At 65.7% G+C, this 20,201-nt stretch carries 15 protein-coding genes; 10 read left to right on the top strand and 5 right to left on the bottom strand.

Features of this window, described 5'->3' with window-relative positions; genetic code table 11:
- Nucleotides 1–32 precede the first annotated feature (32 nt).
- A complete protein-coding gene (locus ACN27E_RS14930; RefSeq protein WP_422742562.1) occupies nucleotides 33–1,571 on the bottom strand; it encodes a lipopolysaccharide biosynthesis protein in 1,539 nt (512 codons plus the stop codon).
- Between the two features lie 350 nt (nucleotides 1,572–1,921).
- Between ACN27E_RS14930 and asnB the strand changes: the two genes are divergently transcribed.
- Complete coding sequence (gene asnB / locus ACN27E_RS14925) at nucleotides 1,922–3,757, top strand: asparagine synthase (glutamine-hydrolyzing) (protein WP_422742560.1); 1,836 nt, start codon at nucleotides 1,922–1,924, stop codon at nucleotides 3,755–3,757.
- Between the two features lie 37 nt (nucleotides 3,758–3,794).
- Nucleotides 3,795–4,835: an OpgC domain-containing protein gene (gene opgC, locus ACN27E_RS14920; protein ID WP_422742558.1), complete on the top strand. Its 1,041-nt coding sequence runs from the start codon at nucleotides 3,795–3,797 to the stop codon at nucleotides 4,833–4,835.
- Here the strand turns inward: opgC and ACN27E_RS14915 are convergent.
- On the bottom strand, nucleotides 4,832–5,746 hold the full coding sequence (locus ACN27E_RS14915; RefSeq protein ID WP_422742556.1) for a glycosyltransferase family 2 protein: 915 nt from the start codon (nucleotides 5,744–5,746) through the stop codon (nucleotides 4,832–4,834). The two genes, opgC and ACN27E_RS14915, sit on opposite strands and share 4 nt — an antisense overlap.
- A gap of 129 nt (nucleotides 5,747–5,875) precedes the next feature.
- Here ACN27E_RS14915 and ACN27E_RS14910 point away from each other — a divergent pair, with 129 nt between their 5' ends.
- The 5 genes from ACN27E_RS14910 to ACN27E_RS14890 all read left to right on the top strand — a co-directional run bounded on the left by ACN27E_RS14910 (nucleotide 5,876) and on the right by ACN27E_RS14890 (nucleotide 11,799).
- The gene (locus ACN27E_RS14910; protein WP_422742554.1) at nucleotides 5,876–7,168 is read left to right on the top strand and encodes an O-antigen ligase family protein; all 1,293 of its coding nucleotides are present in this window, start codon (nucleotides 5,876–5,878) and stop codon (nucleotides 7,166–7,168) included.
- A 74-nt stretch (nucleotides 7,169–7,242) separates the two neighbouring features.
- The gene (locus ACN27E_RS14905; protein ID WP_422742552.1) at nucleotides 7,243–8,424 is read left to right on the top strand and encodes a glycoside hydrolase family 6 protein; all 1,182 of its coding nucleotides are present in this window, start codon (nucleotides 7,243–7,245) and stop codon (nucleotides 8,422–8,424) included.
- 9 nt (nucleotides 8,425–8,433) lie between these two features.
- Nucleotides 8,434–9,759: a nucleotide sugar dehydrogenase gene (locus tag ACN27E_RS14900; RefSeq protein ID WP_422742550.1), complete on the top strand. Its 1,326-nt coding sequence runs from the start codon at nucleotides 8,434–8,436 to the stop codon at nucleotides 9,757–9,759.
- Nucleotides 9,760–9,764: 5 nt separating this feature from the next.
- Nucleotides 9,765–11,033, top strand: a complete 1,269-nt coding sequence (locus ACN27E_RS14895) for a glycosyltransferase family 4 protein (protein WP_422742549.1) — start codon at nucleotides 9,765–9,767, stop codon at nucleotides 11,031–11,033.
- Between the two features lie 13 nt (nucleotides 11,034–11,046).
- On the top strand, nucleotides 11,047–11,799 hold the full coding sequence (locus ACN27E_RS14890; protein WP_422742548.1) for a class I SAM-dependent methyltransferase: 753 nt from the start codon (nucleotides 11,047–11,049) through the stop codon (nucleotides 11,797–11,799).
- Between the two features lie 8 nt (nucleotides 11,800–11,807).
- Here the strand turns inward: ACN27E_RS14890 and ACN27E_RS14885 are convergent, their stop codons facing one another.
- Genes ACN27E_RS14885 through ACN27E_RS14875 form a run of 3 tightly spaced genes read right to left on the bottom strand, consistent with a single transcriptional unit; the run spans nucleotide 11,808 to nucleotide 14,990 of the window.
- Nucleotides 11,808–12,677 (bottom strand): DUF6492 family protein, encoded by an 870-nt coding sequence (locus ACN27E_RS14885; RefSeq protein ID WP_422742546.1) that lies wholly within the window; start codon nucleotides 12,675–12,677, stop codon nucleotides 11,808–11,810.
- 50 nt (nucleotides 12,678–12,727) lie between these two features.
- Nucleotides 12,728–13,576 (bottom strand): glycosyltransferase family 2 protein, encoded by an 849-nt coding sequence (locus ACN27E_RS14880; RefSeq protein ID WP_422742544.1) that lies wholly within the window; start codon nucleotides 13,574–13,576, stop codon nucleotides 12,728–12,730.
- 46 nt (nucleotides 13,577–13,622) lie between these two features.
- Nucleotides 13,623–14,990 (bottom strand): polysaccharide biosynthesis tyrosine autokinase, encoded by a 1,368-nt coding sequence (locus ACN27E_RS14875; protein WP_422742543.1) that lies wholly within the window; start codon nucleotides 14,988–14,990, stop codon nucleotides 13,623–13,625.
- A 447-nt stretch (nucleotides 14,991–15,437) separates the two neighbouring features.
- Between ACN27E_RS14875 and ACN27E_RS14870 the strand changes: the two genes are divergently transcribed.
- The 3 genes from ACN27E_RS14870 to ACN27E_RS14860 are packed head-to-tail and all read left to right on the top strand — an operon-like array spanning nucleotide 15,438 to nucleotide 20,114.
- A complete protein-coding gene (locus ACN27E_RS14870; RefSeq protein WP_422742541.1) occupies nucleotides 15,438–17,441 on the top strand; it encodes a hypothetical protein in 2,004 nt (667 codons plus the stop codon).
- 53 nt (nucleotides 17,442–17,494) lie between these two features.
- The gene (locus ACN27E_RS14865; protein WP_422749884.1) at nucleotides 17,495–18,430 is read left to right on the top strand and encodes an aldo/keto reductase; all 936 of its coding nucleotides are present in this window, start codon (nucleotides 17,495–17,497) and stop codon (nucleotides 18,428–18,430) included.
- Nucleotides 18,414–20,114 carry a GMC oxidoreductase gene (locus ACN27E_RS14860; protein ID WP_422742539.1) on the top strand — a complete coding sequence of 567 codons (1,701 nt, stop codon included), beginning with the start codon at nucleotides 18,414–18,416 and terminating at the stop codon, nucleotides 20,112–20,114. Before ACN27E_RS14865 ends, ACN27E_RS14860 begins: the two co-directional genes overlap by 17 nt.
- The last annotated feature ends 87 nt before the right edge of the window (nucleotides 20,115–20,201 follow it).

The following is a 20,201-nucleotide window of genomic DNA, read 5'->3' as shown; positions in this document are numbered from 1 at the left end:
CAAGCCTAATACGTCCGGGGTCGACAATCGGGTCAGATCTGCTCGGTAGGTCCGGTGGTGGACGGTGACAGCAGCCGCAGGATGCGGGAAGCCAGCGGTTTGGCCCGGTCGGGAACCATGGTGACGAGTCGACTCGTCAGCTCGGAATCGACCAGCGGCAGCACCGACAGGACCCGCACCGCGATGAGGTAGGTCAAGATCGCCGCGGGTATCGCCAGCACCAATGAGGCAGCGCCGCCCACGGTGTGCACGATGCCGTAGGCGACCGCACCCTGGGCCACGGCGGCAACCGTTATCGCGGCCAGCGCGCGAAACGGCGGGGTGAACCCCAAACGTATTGCGGCATAGACGATCTCGATGAGGATGACCAGTATCTGCACTATCCCGCGGGACCAGGCTGCGCCCATCAGTCCGTACTGGGGGATCAGCAGGAAACTCAGCGCGATCACACCGACCAGGCCGACGGCGTTGGAGACCAAGAGGATGCCCTTCTTTCCCAGGCTCAAGATGAGCTGGAGGGTGGTTCCGCCGAGGCTGTTGATCGCGGCGACGATCAGCAGGATCGAGGCGACGGGCACGGCGCCGGCGAATTCGGCACCGAAGACCAGTGGCAACAGGACCGGCGTGATCGCCGCGAGGCACAGGCACAGCGGGAACATCACCATGGCCATGAGCGCCGTCATCGTCCGGTACAGACGCATCATGTGGTCGTGGGCGCCCTGCCCGCTCTGCTCGCTGAAGCGGGGCAACAGCGCCGAGAGAAAGAGCTGCGGAAGTTGCGCCGCCATCTCGGCCACCGTCAGTGCCACCGCGAACAGCCCGACCGCACCGATGGTCGTGTAGTGCTCGAGGAAGATGATCTGCGTCCGGCCGAACAGGAGGTTGCCGATCACGCTGATGGTCCAGCTCATCAGCGCGAACCCGAGGACATCCCGCCTGAGCGAGCGTTGGACGCTGGGCTTGTTGCGTAACAGCGGGAACAGCCGGCTGGCGGGCACGATGGTCGCGGCGATGTAGCCCGCCAGTGCGCCCGGCACCCCGAAGAGCCAGGCGCCCAGCACGGTCGTCACCACCCGCAGTACCGCCGAGATGGCGGAGATGCGTGCGAGTCTGTCGAATCGCTGCTCGCCCCTCAGGTTGAACAGATACAGGTCCCCCATGCGCCAGCAGATGACCCAGCTGAAGGCGATGGCGATCACGACGATCTGCGATTGACCGGAAAGCCCCTGCAGGGCGCCTCTTCCCGGTCCGTGCAGGTAGATCACCAACACCGCACCGACCGCCACCGCGGCCGCCATGGTCAATCTGGTGACCGCGCCGACGAGGCCGTTCACCTCGGCGCTGCGGTCCATCGCGCGCAGGTTGGGGATGAATCGTTGCTGCACGACGTCGCTACCCAGGTTCGAGACCGCGACGGCGACCGTCACCCACCAGACGACGTACGCGACGACGCCGAGATCGTCGGGCCCCAGCAGCCGGGCGGCGATCGCGCTGCCGATGAAGCCGGAAAGGGTGACTGCGGCGCCGGAGATGAAACCGAGGAAGGTGTTGCGGGCGAACTTCGGCGACATCGACCTTCTTTCGTCAGCGAGACAGGCCACGACCCGGGCATTGCGCGGATGCCCCGACGACGACTTTCTCAACCCGGGCGACACTGGAACGAGAGGTCGCCAGCCGTGCACAACATATCGCCGGGCTCAGCTACCCGCCCGGGAGTCGTCTCGATTCGTTTGCCCCGCGGTCGAGGCGAGGGCGGGGCGAACCGTCGCCGGTGCGATCCCGCGGCTAGACTTCGGCATGGCGGACGTACGAAACCCGCCGTCGCAGGCGGGGTTTCTGGCTTTTCAACGGGGGGTCACAGTGCCGATCGCGATTTATGCGGCCTTGTTCGGGTCGCTCAACCGGCGAAGCGCGTGAGCCCGTGTGCGGGATAGCCGGCATCCGGCGGTTCGACGGGCGGCCGGTCGACCGCGAATTGCTCTCCGCAATGGCGGCAACGCTGCAGCATCGTGGTCCGGATGCGGCCGGCCTATGGCTCGACGGTCCGGTCGGCTTGGCGCACCGGCGACTTTCGATCATCGACCTGCACGGCTCCCCGCAGCCGATGGCCGGTTCGAGCGGACATCAGCATCTGATATTCAACGGCGAGATCCTCAATTATCGGCAGCTCCACAATGAGTTGTCGTACCCGTTCCAGACACACGGCGACACCGAGGTGCTCCTTGCCGTGTATGAGAAATTCGGGCCGGCGGGAGTGAATCGGCTACGAGGCCAATTCGCCTACGCGATCCACGATTCCCGCACCGGCGAGACCCACCTGTTCCGGGACCGACTCGGAATTCTGCCCCTCTACTACTATGCCGATTCGCGCTTCTTCGCCTTCGCCTCGGAGATAAAGGCATTGTTACCGGCCATCGACGCCCCATCGGTGGACGAGGAAAGTCTCGACGATTATCTGGCGCACCGGTCGGTACCCGCACCGCACACCCTCGTCAAGGGTGTGCGCAAGGTTCCGCCGGGTCACCATGTCGTGGTCACGCCCGACGGCGGTGTCCGAGTGTCGCCGTACTGGGAGTTGTCCGCGCGGGGTGCGCGGGGCACGGTGACGACATCGGAGGCCATCGACCTCGTCGATCAGGCGCTCACGAATTCCGTACAGGATTCGCTGGTCGCCGATGTGCCGGTGGGCATCTACCTGTCGGGCGGTGTCGACAGCAGCCTGTTGACGGCGATGACCCGACGGCTGAACCCCGACCAGCAGCTGCACACGTTCGGAGCGAGTTTCGGCGACGAACGGTATGACGAGACGGTATGGGCCCGGAAGGTGGCCGAGCTCAACGCAACGGTTCACCACAACGTCGTGGTCACCGCCGACGATTTCATGAACAACTGGGCGAAGCTGAGCTGGCAGCGGGACGGGCCGCTGTCCGAGCCGGCGGACGTTGCGGTGTTCCGGCTGGCGCAATTGGCACGCGAGCAGGTCAAGGTGGTGCTGAGCGGTGAGGGCAGTGACGAACTGTTCGCCGGATATCCCAAGTACAAGTTCGCCGCCGCCACCCGCTGGCTCGGGGCCCTTCCGTCGTTCGGGGCGCTCGGTCGCCTCGAGAACGCGCTGCCGGCGAGCAAGTCGAGAATGAGAATCGCGTTGCGCGCGCTCGACCAGAGCGGCTACGACGAGCGGCTGCGCGGCTGGTTCGCCCCGTTCACGGTGGCCGAACGACGCCGGCTCACGCGCCGGCCGTCGCTGCGGGGCGCGCCGGCCGCCTACAGCCGGGGGCGCGGCGATGCGCTGCGGCGGATGCTCTTCGCGGACACCTGCGTGTGGCTCGCGGACAACCTGCTCGAACGGGGGGACCGGATGTCGATGGCGGCGTCGCTTGAGACGCGCCCACCGTTCCTCGATTACCGCCTGGTGGAATTGGCCTTCGATCTACCGAGCAATGTGAAGATTCGCGATCGGACGACCAAGTGGGTGCTCAAGCAGGTGGCTCATCGGTATCTTCCCGCCGAAGTGGTCGATCGGCCGAAGGTCGGATTCAAAGTCCCACTGGACCGATGGTTCAGGCACGGCTTGCGGGAGATGGCGTTCGATCTGCTCACCGGTCCGTCGTCGTTCGTCGGGAACAATTTCGACAGGGCGATGGTGAACGGTTTGCTGGATGATCACTCCAAAGGTGTCCGGGACGAGGAATCGCGCATCTGGACGTTGCTGTCACTGGAAGTCTGGCACCGCGAGTTCGCCGCACGGGCGATCTGACGTCGCGGCTGCGTGATCACCGACGGCGGGCAGATCGGTGCTGACCCGAGACGAGGCGATTGACGCCGTTCGTGGACTCTGCATCTTCAGCATGGTCATCGGCCACATCAGCTTCGGCTCGACCCTGTGGGGGATCGTCCACCCGGTGCCGTGGATCGACGGCGCATCAGGGTTCGTCCTGTTGGCCGGGCTGGTGGTGGGCATGGTCAGCCGCCGGCGAGCCGACGTGGCGGGAGTCGCGTGGTCACAGCTGCGTCTGGCGCGCCGCATCGTGTTGCTCTATCTGTCGCAGTTCGCGCTGACCGCGCTGGCCGTGGTCGTATCGCTGACGACCACGCGCCCGGATGCGGGTCTGCTCGACGCCGGGCAGGTTCCCCCGGCGCGTGTCGTGTGGTGGCTTGCCACCATGCAGATCAACCCCGACCACATCGACATCCTGTCCATGTACGTCGTGCTGCAGGTGCTCGCGATGCTGTGGATCGCGCTGTCGAGCCGGCGATGCCGGCTCCTCGCGGTGGTGTCGTCGACGGCGCTGTACACCGCGGCGCTGGCCCTGAACTGGGGTCGCCTGCCCAATCGGCCGGACGGCTGGGCCTTTTTCAACACCGCGGGGTGGCAGGCTCTGTTCGGGATCGCCTTCGCCGTCGGCTGGTACTGGTCAGCCCTACGCGATCCGCTGCGCGGACGGGTGGCGTTGGCGGTCGCGTGCGTCGGCGGGCTGGCGGTGGCGACGGCCGGAGTGATTGTGCACCACGTCGGTGCGGGCGGATGGCTCTTCGACAAGGCTTCCTGCGGTCCGGCGCGAATCGCCCTGGCGCTGGCCGCGTTCGTGGTGCTCTATCAGCTGATGCGGTTCGTTCATGCGCGCGCACCGGCCCTCGTGGGCCCTGTCGCCCTGGTGGGTTCGCGCAGTCTCGCGTGCTTCATCGCCCTGTCGGTCGTCGACGTGCTGCTGCCCGTGATGATCGGCGACCATCCGACGAGTCCGGCGGCGCAGATCGCGGCGGTATTGACGATGGTGCTGATGTATCCGGTGGCCCGCGCGCGCCGGGCAGTCGGGATGGCCGTGACCCGCTAACGTCCTCCGGTCGAGTCGCTGCTTCGCGAATATCCGACCATCTTGTAGTCGAACAGGCCGGCGAACAGTCCGCACGCATAGAAAAGACTGAAGTACGGCCTGGCCTGGAGGTCCCGGCGGGTGACGAACCCGACCGTGAGAAAGATGAGCCCGAACGCAGCGCTTCTGATTCCCCGGCCCATGACGGGCAACAACGAGTCATGGTGCTTTCGGAGCACGCGGGTTTCGTTGGCGCCCTCGCGAATCGCTCGACGGCGTACCCAACCCAACGACTGCCGTTCGGTGGGCACGGCCTCGTAGACCACCGCTTCGTTGCAGAAGACGATGGTGGCGCCCGTCTTGCGGACACCGTGGAAGAAATCGGTGTCCTCGCCGCCCGTGGTGGAGAAGGCGGGGTCAAACCGCGGCGAGCCGGCACGTACCCACGCATCGCGCATCAACAGCGTGTTGTTGGTCGGTGCATAGCGCAGTCGTTCACCGCTGGCGTGGGGGCGGCCGGTGAAGAAACCGCCACGCTGCACCCATTCGGGCGCGGGCCGGTCGAAGACACTGACGACCGGACCCACCACCACGTCAGCCGGTGCCTGCGCCGCGTAGGCGGTCAGCGTGGTCAGCCACGCCGGGTCCACCCACTCGTCGTCGTCGACGAAGATGACTCCCCGGTATCGATCGTCGAAGTGCGCCAGTGCGCGGTTGCGGGCGGCCGAGATACCCGGCTCGGGCTCCACGACGTATCGCGGGCCGAGCGGATGGTTCGCCGCGACCGATCGGGCGGACCCCTGGGCATCGTTGTCGACGACGACGATGTCCACACTCGACGCCGAGACGGCCGCGACCAAACTGTCCAACAACCGCTGAAGTCCGGTAGGGCGCAGGTATGTCGCAACAGCGATCAGGTAGCGGTCGGCCACAGCCCGATTCTTCCATTGGTGGCTCAGGGCCAGGACCGTCTTGCGCGGACCCCGGCCGGTACCATCCAACGGCGTACCCGTGTGGCGTCAGTTCGGGGGTGTGTCTCGGGCAGTGCGAGCGGAGGGCCGATGCAGCGAAGAGGCCGGCTGTTCATCACCCGTGATGCCGCCGCCGTGTTGCTCATCGGTTTCATGTGGTGCCGGACGATCGGCTCGTTCATCGCCCTGTCTCTGACGGCCGAGAAGGTGTTCGTCCCGGTGGGCGCGGACCCGATCTGGCCGGCCGCCGCCAACATCGTCTCGAAGCTCTTCTACCTGCTCGCGGTGGGTCTGGCCGTTCTGGTCATCCTGTTCCGCCTCAACGACATCACTCGGCCGGGCTTGTGGCGGTTGGCAGTCCTGCTCGCCCCCTGGCTGTACATCCTCACCCGGGACGTCTACAACGGCGGACAACCGACCCCCGAGAGCGTCCTCTACCTGGTGGTGATGTTGGCCCTGGCAGCGTTGCGGCCCCACCCCCGGGTGCTCATCGCCCTGGGTGCTCTCGTGGTGCTCACAGCGTTCATCGCGATCGCCCTCGGCTTCATCCTGCCCGATGCCGGCCGGGTGCACGATGCACAAGGTGCGCTGCTGGAACGTCCCGACAAGGCGGTGTTCCCCTCGTTGGGGTTGCTGCAGGGAATGTTCACGGCGGAGAACAGTCTGGGCGTGTATCTGGCGGTGGGCGTGGCAGCGGTGGCCATGATCCCGCGGCCGTGGCTCAGGCTCGCCGGTCTGGCGATCGTGGGTTTCGCACTCGCCTGGTCATCGGCCCGCAATTCGATGTTCGCCGCGGGGTTCATGTTGATGCTCGGCAGCGCGCTCTGGGCGATGGCGCAGTTCGGGTGGCAGCGCGCGGCATCGGCGGTGGCCCGCCTGGCCACCGGTGCGGTGGTGGTGATGATGTGCGCGCTGCCGTTGAGCGGATGGCTGTTCTTCGGAGGATGGGACGACGAGGCGTACACCGGTCGCGGCGTCATCTGGAATGGTTCGCTGACGGAATGGTCGTCGCGGGCGTTCTGGTTCGGTGGTGGCAGGGACTGGTATGAACGAATCGTGGAAAGCGACACGTCCACTCTGATCTCGGGGGCTTACTCGGGACACAACGAGTTCGTGCACCTGGTCGCGACCGGCGGGTTCATCCTCGCGTTCCTGGCTGTCGGCTCGCTCGTCGCGCAGACCTATGCCACCACGCTCCCGGGGAGCCGCTATCTGCCGATCGCGGCCATGCTCGTCTTGGGAATCGCCATCAGCGGGTGGCTCGAGGTACCGCTGCGCTACGTCGACGGATCGGTGTACTGGACCGTGACAGTCGTTCCCCTGGCCGTGTTGTTCCTGGCGCGACGCGACGATGCGTTCGGGCCGACCGGTCGCCGCCGATGAGGCGTTCGCCATCTGGTCGGTCGGCGTCGCGGTGGCAGCGGCTCAGGCGAGGGCAGCGACGCGCCGTTCTGCTGGTGGCGGCGACGGTGCTGGTCATCCTCCTGCCGGCGGCCATCGTCTCGATCGTCTATTCGGGGCACTGGCCGGGTGGCGCGCGTCCTGGGACGATCGCGGGCAGCACCCCGGTCGACGCCAAACTGTATCGGGATCCCGACCTGCTGGCCGTCGCCGCAGCCCAACAGGACTCGCGCTTCGAGCCGATCGCGGAGACCCCGCAGGCCAAATGGTTCAGCGACTGGTCCACGACGGCGACGGTTCGAAGCGATATCGGCGACTACCTCGCGGGTGCGGCCGCCGCTGATGCAGTCCCCACGCTGGTGCTCTACCGGGTGCCCCGGCTCGACTGCGGCGGAGGTGCGCAGGTGTACACGGGCGCACGTGATGAGCAGGAATACAGGGAGTGGATCGACGGCGCAGCCGCAGCGTTGACGGGGCATTCGGACGCGATCGTCATCCTGGAACCTGATGCCCTTCCCCAACTGGGGCAGTGCGAGCAGGGCGATCGCGTCGGCACGTTGCGCTACGCGGTCGACACGCTGTCCACCACGGGTGCGCGGGTGTACATCGACGCCGGACACGAGAACTGGTTGAGCGCAGCCGAAACCGCCGACCGGTTGAAGAAGCTGGACGTGGACAAGGTGACCGGGTTCAGTCTCAACGTCTCGAACTACAACTCGACCGATGGCGAAGTACGCTTCGCCGAGACGGTGCGGTCGGAACTCGACAGGCTGGGCGTGCCCGATGCGCACTACGTGATCGACATCAGTCGAAACGGTGCGGGCGCGCAGGACAATTACTGCAATGCGCCGGGTGCTCGCCTGGGAGACACACCGCAGCTGTACCACGGTGGGGCTCTCGACGGGCTGCTGTGGGTGAAGAATCCGGGGGAGACCGATGGAACCTGTGGCGGGGGTCCCATACTCGGATTCTGGCCGGCTGCCGCGTTGGGATTGCTCGGATTGTTGGGCCCCGAGTCGGCGGATTCCGGTGATTCTCCGGCGTGGGTGACGGCACTGTCGATCACGGCCGGTGTCGTCGCCGCGGCGGGCCTGTTGGGGGCGGTGTATTTCAAGGGACGCCGCGATGGGAAGACAGCGGTGCTGATCGAATCGGCGTACCGGGGGCCGGGAACTCATCGGCAGGCGCCGGTGCGGGAAACCGGCTTCCGGCCTCCGGCGCCACCCGAATCCTTCTAGGATCGTTTGGTGACGAGCGAGGCCAAGAGGATCGTGGTTTTCGGGTTGGGCTACGTCGGCGCCGTATCGGCAGCCTGCCTGGCGTCGGACGGCCACGAAGTCATCGGTGTCGACCCCAACCAGACCAAAGTGGACCTGATCAACGCCGGTCGGACACCGATCATCGAGACCGATATCGGTGACATGGTCGGCGCAGCTGTGCAGTCCGGTCGACTCCGTGCAACAACGGAGATCGGCGATGCGATCCGCAGCAGCGATATCTCGATCATCTGCGTCGGTACCCCCAGCCAGCTCAACGGGAACATCGACCTGAGCTATGTCCGTCGAGTGTCCGAGCAGATCGGCGAGGCGTTACGCGACGGCGACACCTACCATGTCGTGGCGGTGCGGTCGACGATGTTGCCGGGCAGTATGCGCGGTGTCGTGATCCCCACGCTGGAAGCCTCGTCCGGGAAGCGGGCCGGCGTGGATTTCGGCGTCTGTATCAATCCGGAGTTCCTCCGCGAGGGCACCGCGGTGTGGGATTACTACCACCCTCCGAAAACCGTTGTCGGCGAGACGGATTCCCGGTCCGGCGAACTTTTGGCCACCCTGTACGAGGGGCTCGGTCCACCGGTGATCCGCACTCCGATCGAGGTGGCCGAGATGGTGAAGTGCACGGACAACAACTGGCACGCCATCAAGGTCGCATTCGCCAACGAGATCGGTTCGATCTGCAAAGCCAATGGAATCGACGGCCGTCACGTCATGGAGATCTTCTGTCAGGACACCAAGCTCAATCTGTCACCGTATTACCTCAAGCCCGGTTTCGCGTTCGGTGGGTCGTGTCTGCCAAAAGACGTCCGCTCACTGACCTACAAGGCCCGCGAGCTCGATCTCGATGTACCTCTGCTCAATTCGATCCTGCCCGCCAATCGTCGCCAAGTCGATCGCGCCATAGCGATGGTCACGTCGAAGGGCAGGCGGAAGGTCGGGGTGCTGGGGTTCGCCTTCAAGGCCGGTACCGATGATCTGCGGGAGTCGCCGGTGGTCGATGTGATCGAGCACTTGCTCGGCAAAGGGTACGAGTTGCGCTTGTACGACGACAACGTCAACATGGCCGCATTGACCGGGGCCAACCGGGACTACATCTTGAACCACATACCCCATATCGCCCGCATGATGGTGGACACCGTGGACGAAGTTCTCGATTTCGCCGAGGTCATCGTCGTGGGCAACGGTGCCGAGGAATTCCGCTCGGCGGTGGATCGCGCGACACCCGAGCAGGTGATCATCGATCTGGTACGGGTTGCCGACCGTGCCAGTGACGACAACTACGACGGCATCTGCTGGTGAGGCCCGTGAATCCGGAAGCGGCCGACCGACCCAAGCGGGTGGTGATCCTGGTCGAGAACCTGCCCGTACCGTTCGACCGACGCGTCTGGCAGGAGGCGACCACCCTGCGCGATCACGGCTGGGAGGTCACCGTGATCTGCCCGACCGGCAAGGGTTACGAGGAGCTGCGCGACGTGGTCGCGGGAATCCACGTCTACCGGTTCAGGCTTCCCACGGAAGGGGACGGGGCGCTCAGCTATCTGGCCGAGTATTCGACTGCGCTGTGGCATACGTTCCGATTGGCGCTCAAGGTCCGGCGCGAGCGCGGCTTCGACGTCATCCATGCGTGCAACCCACCGGACTTCTTCTTCCTGGTGGGCCTGTTCTTCAAGTTATTCTCCCGAACTCGATTCCTGTTCGACCATCACGACATAATGCCCGAGCTCTACGTCGCGAAATTCGGCCGCCGCGGCCTCTTGTGGAAAGTCATGGTCTGGCTGGAACGTGCGACCTTCCGCACGGCCGATGTCTCGATAGCAACCAATGAGTCCTATCGTCGGATCGCGATCGAGCGTGGCGGCATGGATCCGCAGCGGGTCTTCGTGGTGCGCAGCGGGCCGATGCTCGAGCGATTGAAGATGGTCCCGCCGAAACCCGAGTTGAAGTGCGGGAAACGGTATCTGGTCGGCTATGTCGGCGTGATGGGCAAGCAGGAGGGCATCGATCTTCTGCTCCTCGCGGTGAAGCACATCGTCGAGGTGATGGATCGTCATGACATTCACGTCGGACTGGTCGGCGGGGGCACCTCCCTGGAGGAGATGCGACAGCTCGCGCTGTCCGAAGGCATTGCGGAGTACGTCACCTTCACCGGTCGGGTCCCCGACGATGAACTGCTCGACATGCTCAACACGGCCGATATCTGCGTCAATCCAGACGTCGCGAACGAGATGAACGACAAGTCGACGATGAACAAGATCATGGAGTACATGGCCTTGGGTAAAGCCATCGTGCAATTCGATCTGACCGAAGGGCGGTATTCCGCCGGCGAGGCGTCGCTGTACGCCGCCAAGAACGACCCGGTCGACCTGGCGCGCAAAATCGTCGAACTGCTCGACGACCCCGACCGGCGCACTCGCATGGGGGAGTTCGGCCAGCGTCGCGTCCAAAACGAGCTCGCCTGGAATTACGAAGTGCCCAATCTCATCCGCGCCTATGACGCCGTGATGTCTTCGACTAACGGCATTCGCACCGGGCGAGGCCATTGGCTTCGCCGCGTGAAGAATCGGCGACGGTGATACGCTGCCGAATGTGTCCCGGGTCTACAACGCGATTCACCGGGGCCTGCGACGAATTGTCCCGCTGCGTGTGCGGGCAATGCGGTCCCGGCATAGATTGAAAGAATTCAGCCGGTCAGTCGGCAGCGATTCGCCGCAAGCGGTATTCGAGGCCGTTTACGAAAAGCGAATGTGGGGTGTGGGTCCGGAAGGCGAACGGTATTCGTCGGGTTTCGGGTCCCACCACTCCGCGGTGGTCGAACCCTACATCGCCAGCGTCTCTCGGCTACTCGAGTCCTTCGACACACCGCCGGATGCGGTGGACCTGGGCTGCGGAGATTTCGCGATCGGATCCGCACTGCGGCCGCTGTGCAACCGATACGTCGCCTGCGATGTCGTCACGGGGCTCTTGGAGCAGAACCGCGCGCGCTTCAGCGGATCGGACGTCGAATTCCGATTGGTCGACATAGCTCGTGACGATCTGCCGCCCGGCGACATCGCTTTCGTCCGACAGGTGCTGCAACATCTTTCGAACGCGGCCATTTCCCGCGCACTCGAGAAGATTCGGACGACCTACCCGAGATTGGTGCTGACCGAGAATTTGCCGCTCGATCCGGACTTCGAGCCCAACATCGACATCGCTACCGGACCCGATATCCGGTTGAGCGTGCAGAGCGGAGTCGACATCGAACAGCCGCCGTTCGGCATTGCGGTGAGCGCGGCTGAGGTCCTGTGTGAAGTCGTGGTGAAAGGGAGTCGCTTCCGAACGACTCTCTACACATTCTGACGGCGCACCTACTGAAAGAACACCTTGCGGATGTCGGCCACCGGAGTTCTGGACTTCGCCGACACCATCACCGAATGATATTCCGGCGTCAGCCTGGCTTTGAACTCTTCGAGCCCAGTCAGATCCAGCGGGACGGGATCCCAGTAGTTCAAGGTCCGGATGGTGTCGTCATGCCAATGCCCGGAAGCATCGCCCAGAACCTGGGTCGCGTACACACCGTAGAGGATGTACTCGGAGAATCCACCCAACGGCGCCACCGCGCGTTCCCAGCCCTTGTGGGCGACGCTCTCCATCCGCCGCTGCATCTCCAACACGTTGTCCCGACGCCAGCAGATCGCGTTGCCGATGAAGTTGGTGTCATAGCTCGGTTCCACGGGCAGGCCGAGCAGACGCGAACTCACGGCGTGCCAGTGATCGTTGTTCCGGATCAGGCCACGTTGACCGGTCTCGATGAACAACGGCACCTTGCCGTCGCGCTCGTCGGCGCGCGGATCGTAGGGCGCCACGTAGAACACATCGGAATCGGTATAGAGAAGGATGTCGTCGTCGACGGCATTGGGAATCGACAATTTGACGATCTGCTGCAGTATCCAGTTCTTGACCGGCCGGGTGCGGAAGCTGAACCAGAATCTGCGTATGCCGGGTATCCGCACCAGCCAATTCGGGACGATGTCCTCGACGATCAGTATCTGCGTCCGCGACGACTCGAAGGACCTGAACATCGGCACGTCGCGCCGGTCGATGACCAGGTAGTGCCGCAAATACGGTGCGGCCCAACGTTCCACACTCTCGACGAGCATTGCGCAGCGGTCCACGTCAAGGCGAAAGCTCGGCGTCACCAGCGCATAGGAGAGTGGCTTTTCGGCCGGCGTGTTCATCGGTCGAGTATAGGCCAGCAAACGTGCCCAGATATTGCCGAACGCTGCGGTCAGATCTTGTAGGCCTCGCGCCAGAAGCCCAGGGGATTGCGCAGTGCCCGCGCGAGTTTGGCGCGCTGCATCCGGGCATGCGCCTTCTTGAGCTCAGGTGCGAACGGCCCGCCGCCCGCACTCAGATATCCCCACAGCAACGCGAACGCGCCGACCACATAGGGACGCCGAGCGAAATAGCGGACGAAATGCACGAGGAAGTAGGGGAAGGAGTAGCCTATCCACCGGCACGTTCGGCCATTGCGGTACCGGCCCTGGACCTCACCCGCACTCGCGCCGACTGCGCGGGTCAGCTCGAAATGGGCACCGGGATCCACCTGGGTTTCCAGCCCCGCCAGGCTGACGGCGACCTCGTCGATGGCGTCGAAACCGTGCGCGGCCGGGATCGACTCGGTCGCTCGGTACGCATCGATGGTGTAGAGCTTGACCGCGCCGGGAACATGGAATTTCTGTTCAGCCATCCCCCTGGTGACGATGACGCCGCCGGCTATGCCGACGGTGCCGCGGGCGAGATCGACGACTCGTTCCAGATAGTCAGGAGCCAGTCGCGCGTCGGCGTCCAGCTTCATCACATGCGAATAGGGCTTCTGCGGCAGAGCGCGTTCGACGCCGAAGCGCCACGATCTGAACTCCGAGCCGGCGATCAGCCCGCCGTCGTTGGCTTTCGACAACACCGTGGCGAGATTCTCGGTATCGACCTCCGCCAGCCGGTCTGCGGTGCCGTCGGTGCTGCCATCGTCGACCACCACCCAGTCGAAGTCCTTGAAGCGCTGCGCTCCCAAGCTGGCGACGAGACCCGCCACGTTGTCGGCTTCGTTGTACATCGGCGTGACGATGAGCAGAGTCATGAGTCTTTCCCCGGCCTTCTCTCAAACAGATGTCGACAGACGTCGCCTACCGGATCCCCACATCCGTGGCGCCTTGAACCTGTTGTTGGTCGGCCGCGGCCGGGTCCTCGTCGTGGCGAGCCTGCGACAACACCACGCCGAGTGTTCGCGCGCCGGCCTGTCGCAAGGAACCGGTGACTCGCATCAGCTCTGCGCGTCGCGTGGTGACCGCTTCGGCGACCACGACCACGTCGGTGATGTTCTGAGTGAAGCGCGACGCGTCGCTGAGGTTGTTCACCGGCGGGGCGTCCACGATGACGACGTCGTACCGTTCGGCGAACACCCTCATCAGCTCGGCGAACCGCTCGCCGGCGAGCATCTCGCCGACGTCGATGGCGCTTCCGCCACAGGGGATGACGGCGAATCCGGCCCGCGTCATCCGGAACACCGATTCGTCGAGTCCGATGCGGCCGGACACCAGATCGGTGATGCCCCGGGTCTGCGGCAGGCCGACCTGGGCGGCCAGGCGGCCGCCTCGGACGTCGGCGTCGACGAACAGCACCCGGTTTCCGGCCTCGGTGAGCGCACCGGCCACATTGGCGGCCACCATCGTCTTTCCGGCGCCCGTCCGGGGTGAGGTGAAGAGCAGGCGCGCCGGTGTCGTACCGACCGCGTACAGGATGTCGATGGAGATCCGGCGCAGGACCGCCTGCAGGTCGGCTGACTGTTGGCTGAAGTCCAGCAGATCTCTCGATCTGGCGTGCTCGGCCTTCGGTATGCCGCCGAGATAGGGCGCGTGCCCGGTGACGTCGCGGCGCCGTCGCACCCGGGTGTCGTAGTTGTCCACCACCAGGGCGGCGAACACACCGGCGATGAAGGCCAGGCCGATCGCAATGACGATGTTCAACACCGTCTTCGGCGACGACCGGTGCAGGGGTATGTCGGCAGGCTGCAGCACCGAAACTTGAACCGGCGACTCGGCGACCGTTGCGGCGCCTTCGAGATTCGCCACCGCCCACGGCATCTCGTTGGCGATGCGATTGGCGGTGGCCGCCGCCTGGTCGGCCGTCGGCGCGGAGACCGCCAGGTCGATCACCGACGTGCCCGACGGGATCGTCACGTCCATGTCCTCGGCCAGGTCGATCACCGTGGTATCCAGGCCGAGCGAGTCGATGACCGGCTGCAGAACCTGATTGGTCGTCGCCAGTTGGGCGTAGGTCTTCATGCGACTGGTGAGGTAGAGATCGGCGATCTGGCGCGTCTCGATCGGAGTGCCCGGCGCGAGGTTGGGGGCGACGACTACCCGCACGCTGGCCTCGTAGGACACCGGAACCAGAAATCCCGCCCCCGTCAGCGCGGCGCCGACGACGACGAAGACGACCAGGAAGACCCGCCAACGGCGCAGCAACCTGCTGCTGTAACTACGAAGGTCCATACCTCACCGAACCTGCCGCACGGCCATCCACGGGGCCGGAATATCGACTCCCCGAGTCTCAAGAACGAATGTCGTCACGAATGGTATTCGCCCTTGTCGTGGCAAGTCCCCACCGCGTCTCCTTCTGGGAATGAACCCCGCGGACTCACCAGAGGATGAGGGGAACGTCCAACAGGGCATCGCGCATGGCGAAGACGGTAGCACCCGAGGTGCCATTCGCCCCGCCATGTTCAGCAGACTCCATTTCCGCCGGCGGTGCCCCCGCCGACCCGGGGTGATCGGGCCCGTCCGGACATCGCACAACACAACCGTATTTGCCACACTTGCCCTGCTAGGGTACTAATCCGGCCAGCTCGTCAGGGACTGCGAAGACTCTCGAAAGTGGAACTGCGTGAATTCGATCGGTTCGGTCCCCGTTTGCGTCCGCCGCCGGCGCGGGGACATATGGTGACTCGCAGCGTCTTGGCGCGCGCGCTCGCCGCCATGGTGATGGTGCTCCTGCTGCCGATGACACTCGCGGATTCGCTGGCCGGTTCGGCATCCGCCCAACCCGCCGACGGCGGCGAACCGACGGGTGTGACGTTGCCGTGGTCGGCCCTGGGGATGCCGACATCGCTGTCTCTGTACGGCGACGGGCGCAGCAGTTACAGCGTCAAGGTGCCGGCCGGGCTGACCGCCGTGCGGCTACAGGGCATGGTTCATACGCCGACCGAGATCACCGAGGGCTTTCTGGAGATCGATGACGGCGACGGCAATTTCCTGGCGTCGGTGGACATCCCGCAGATGGCCCCCGGTGTGGTGATGACACCGTTCGACGTCGACATATCCGCCGCACGCGTCAAGGACTCCTCGGTCGACCTGTCGTTCGTCATCCGGGCACGCGACAACGGTGATCGGGTGTGCCGCCCCCTTCCGCGACTGGAGCTCAGCAACCTGGCCACCGTGTTCGCCGGGACGCAGCTTCCGGTGACCACCGTGGCGAACTTCTTCGCCCCGGTGCTCGCCAGGGTCACCATCTATGCACCGGTCGATGCCAACGCCGCCGAACAGCAGGCCGTGCTGACCCTGGCATCGGCGCTCGGGCGTTCCTATGGCGCCCAACCGCTGTCCGTCGCGGTCGTCAACCAACCGCGGGGTGCAGTCCCGCCGCCGGCGGCCGGGCTGGATCGTGCGGTCGTCGTCGAGACCGGCGATCCGGGTCTGAGCGTGCAGAACCCCGGGACGCCGGAGGCGTATCTGCGCATCTCCGGTGACGGCGACGGGCTGTCGGAGCAGATCTCGCTGATCGCGAATCAACTGCAGCCGCTGGCCCAGGTCAGCGCGGCTCGCGTCGACCAGGCCGGTTCGGATGTCACCGAGATCGGCGACACACTGACGTTCGAAGAGCTGGGTGTGGGTGGCGAGAAGACGAACACCCTCGGCACCGGCAATGTCCAGGTCGGTATCCAGCGGACCGCTCTGGGTTCGCGATTCGACAAGGTCGACGTTCATCTGCTCGCCGACTACACGCCCGTGCCCACCGGCGACGCGGCTTCGGTCGTCATCCGCTCCCTGGATCGCGTCGTCTACCGGTCCACACTCGACACCTCCGGGCAGTTGGACGCCAAGTTCAGCCTCGACGGTCCGCTGCTCGACCAGCAGTGGGTCAACCTCGACGTCGCGCTCACCTATACCCCCGACCAACCATGTGGGCCGCTGCTGGCGCCGATGACGTTCCAAATCGATCCGCGTTCGACGCTGACCATGCACCGGGGCGGGGCGCCGCGCGGCGGTTTCGCTGCGTCGGCCTCCGAACTGAGCCCGGAATTCCTGGTGGCGCTCGACGGCAGTGGACCCGATCAGCTCGGCTACGCCACCCGGGTCGTCGCCGCGATCGCGCGTCAGAACAGGACCGAGATGACGCCGCGGGTCGTCGACCTCCCGACCGCTGTCGACGCCGACACCGGGGCGCTGATCGTGGCCAATTCCAAAGCGATCCAACAGACCTCGCTGAAGCCACCGGTGAGCGGTGACGGGTCGATCGTCAACTTCCGGCTACCGGCCGAGCTTCAGGTCAACCTCGACGGAGGGCTGGGTTCGATCCAAGCTTTCGCCGATCCTCAGCACGACCGTGCAGTCGTCCTGGTCACCACGACAGGCGATTGGGCGCTGGTGGAGCCGCTGTTCGGCTACCTCGACGGGTCGGCCGCCGAGTGGTCGCAGCTGACCGGCGACGTGCTCGCCGCCGGCGCGGCCGGTACCCCCACCAACATCTCGATCCGGTCGAACGACAACATCGAGCCGACGGCGGCGCAGGCCTCCACGTCCTCGCGCAACACCTACATCACCGCAGGCGTGGTCGCGGCCGTCGTGGTCATCGCGGCGGTGGCGCTCATCCTCTCTCTGCGTCGGCGGGCGAACCGCCGGACACGCAGACGGGCCGGAGCCCACAGCACAGACGATTCGGACTGACGACGGTCGGGGGGCGCGCGATGGTGGGGAAGGTCGAACTCCAGGGGCCGAAGCTGACGGTGAGCGCCGTCGGTTTCGGATGCGGCGGTCTGATGCAGTCGCCCTCCCGCAAGGAGCGGATGGCCGTCCTCGCCAGCGCCGTGGACAACGGGATGACCCACTTCGACACCGCGCGTATGTACGGGCTGGGGAAGGCGGAGGCCGAGCTGGGCGCATTCCTGCGCACCGTCGATCGCGACAGCGTGACCATCGCGACCAAATTCGGTATCGAGGTCTCTCCCACGGTCCAGCGGCTGGCCCGATTCCAGGCCCCCGCGCGCGCTCTGCTCCGCAAGGCGCCGGCCCTGCGGGCCGCCGTCAAGAGCCGGCAGAAGCCCAGCGCGAGCGCCCGGGTGTACGACGCCACCGTCGCGGCCCGCAGCCTCGACGAGAGTCTGACCGAACTCGGGGTCGACTACGTCGACATCCTGTTCGTCCACGGCCCCGAGCCGTCGGACACCGTGGCCACCGAAGAGCTTCGCCAGTTCTTCGAGCGGGCCCGCACGCAGGGCAAGATCAGGGCCTGGGGGGTGTCTCAGGACGAGGGTCTCGAGGTGGACTTCGCCGCACCGTTCGCCCCCGAGGGGGTGGACCAGATTCGCAGTGACGTGCTCCATCCTTCGCCGCGGCCGGCCGACATCACCTTCGGTGTGCTGAACCGGCCGTACGGAATGCTTTCCGCGGCATTGCACGCCGACCCCCGGATGACGTCGCGGTGGCGCGATGCGCTCGAGATCGACCCGTTGGCCCCGGGTGTGCTCGCGAAGTTGATCATCGGATCCGCGGCGCGGGCGACGGCAGCCCGGGCCATCCTCTACAGCACCACCAAGCCCGAGCGTGTCGCCGAAGCGGCCAATGCGGTCGCGTCGCCATTCGATGCCGAGACGCTGACCCGGTTCCTCGGACTCGTCGAGGAGTTCGCAGAGGGCACGAGTGATCCGGGGGCGTGACGAGTTCGTCCCCGGCATGACGATCGAGACCGATGTCGCGATCGTCGGGGCGGGCCCGATCGGTATCGCCGTGGCGCTGGAGCTCGCCAGGACGGGCGTCGAGGTGGCGCTCATCGAAAGCGGTCTCGAGCGAACCGAGCACGTCGCACAGGACCTCGCGGCGTTCGATTCGCGGCAGGACGACTACTTCCATACCCGCAGTGAACTGGCGCTGCGTCGAGCTCTGGGAGGCGCATCGGAGCTCTGGGGTGGGCGTTGTGTGGCGTACGACCCGATCGACTTCGAGAATCGTCCGCTGACCGCGCAGTCACCGTGGCCGATCCGCTACGAGGATGTCGAACCGTACGTGCAACGCGCCTGCGACTGGGCGCAGTGCGGCCGCGCGGTGTTCAACGCGCGGGCGGTTCCGGAGCTCGCGCAACGAGACATGGTCGTCGGCCTGCCCGACGGTGACGTCCGCACGACCGATCTCGAGCGCTGGGCGCTGCCCACGCGTTTCGGCCGCGAATACCGGGCCGACCTGCAAAACGCCCCGACCCTGTCGCTGTGGACCGGGCTGACGTGCACCGAGATCGTGACCGTCCCCGGCGGGGACGCCGTGGACCACCTGGTGGTCAAGACCCTCGACGGCCGCGAAGGTCGGGTCGTCGCCAACGATTACGTCATTGCGACCGGCGGTATCGAGGCGACCCGCCTGCTGCTGGCCTCGGACCGGCAGCACCCGGCCGGGCTGGGAAATGCCGGTGGTCACCTCGGTCGCTGGTACATGACCCATGTCGAGGGTCGGTTCGCCCGCGTGAAGTTCAGCACCGACAAGGTGATCCACCAGCACGAGCGCGACAACGACGGCGTCTACGTCCGGCGGCGGTTCACCCTCAGCCCTGAGATCCAACTCGAGCAGAGTCTGCCCAATGTCGCGGTCTGGCTGGTCAATCCGCCGATCAGCGACCCGGCACACGGCAGCGGAATACTCTCGGGGGTGTACCTGGCGCTGATCTCGCCGCTCGGTCGTTTTCTGCTCGCCGAGGCGATCCGTGAGACGCACACCAAGACCGGCGGCCCCCCGCAGATCCGGGCGCATCTGCGCAACGTCGTGCGCGACCTGTTCGGTTCGCTGCGATTCGCGGTGACCTTCTCCTACGCCCGTCTGATCCGCAAGGGTCGCAAGGCGCCGGGCTTCTTCGTCAAGAGCGCCGACAACCGCTACCTGCTGCACTTCCACGGCGAGCAGCTCCCGCACTGGGAGAGCCGGATCGAACTCACCGACGAGCGCGACGCGCTCGGCATGCGAAAGATCCGGACCCACCTGCACTTCTCGGACGACGAGTACGAATACGCCCGCAGGGCAGTGGGACTCATCGACACCCACCTGCGCGACCACGGGGTCGGCCACATCGAGTGGTTGACCGACGACCCCGCCGCTTCGGTGCGGGAGTTCATGCGCGGGTTCGCCGGCTTCCACCAGAGCGGCACCACCCGGATGTCCACCGACGCCCAGGGGGGTGTCGTCGACACCGACCTGCAGGTCCACGGGGTACGCGGACTGTACGTCGCGAGCACCTCGGTGCTGCCCACGTCGAGTCAGGCCAATCCGACGCTGTACGGGCTCGCATTGGGAGTGCGGTTGGCCGAGCACCTCACCGAGGCGCGGCGCGGGAACCGTGGAGCACTCGGTTCGACGTAGGGCCGATCGCGGGGTTGAGTGGTGAACGTTGGTCTGTTGAACCAGGGAGGGGGATCGTCATGTCGACGCGTCGCGGGGGATGGATGA

Origin of the sequence: Mycobacterium sp. WMMD1722, from assembly GCF_049315205.1 — a bacterium.
In the GTDB taxonomy this organism is placed as follows: Bacteria; Actinomycetota; Actinomycetes; order Mycobacteriales; family Mycobacteriaceae; genus Mycobacterium.
This window is presented reverse-complemented; position numbering and strand designations above follow the sequence as displayed.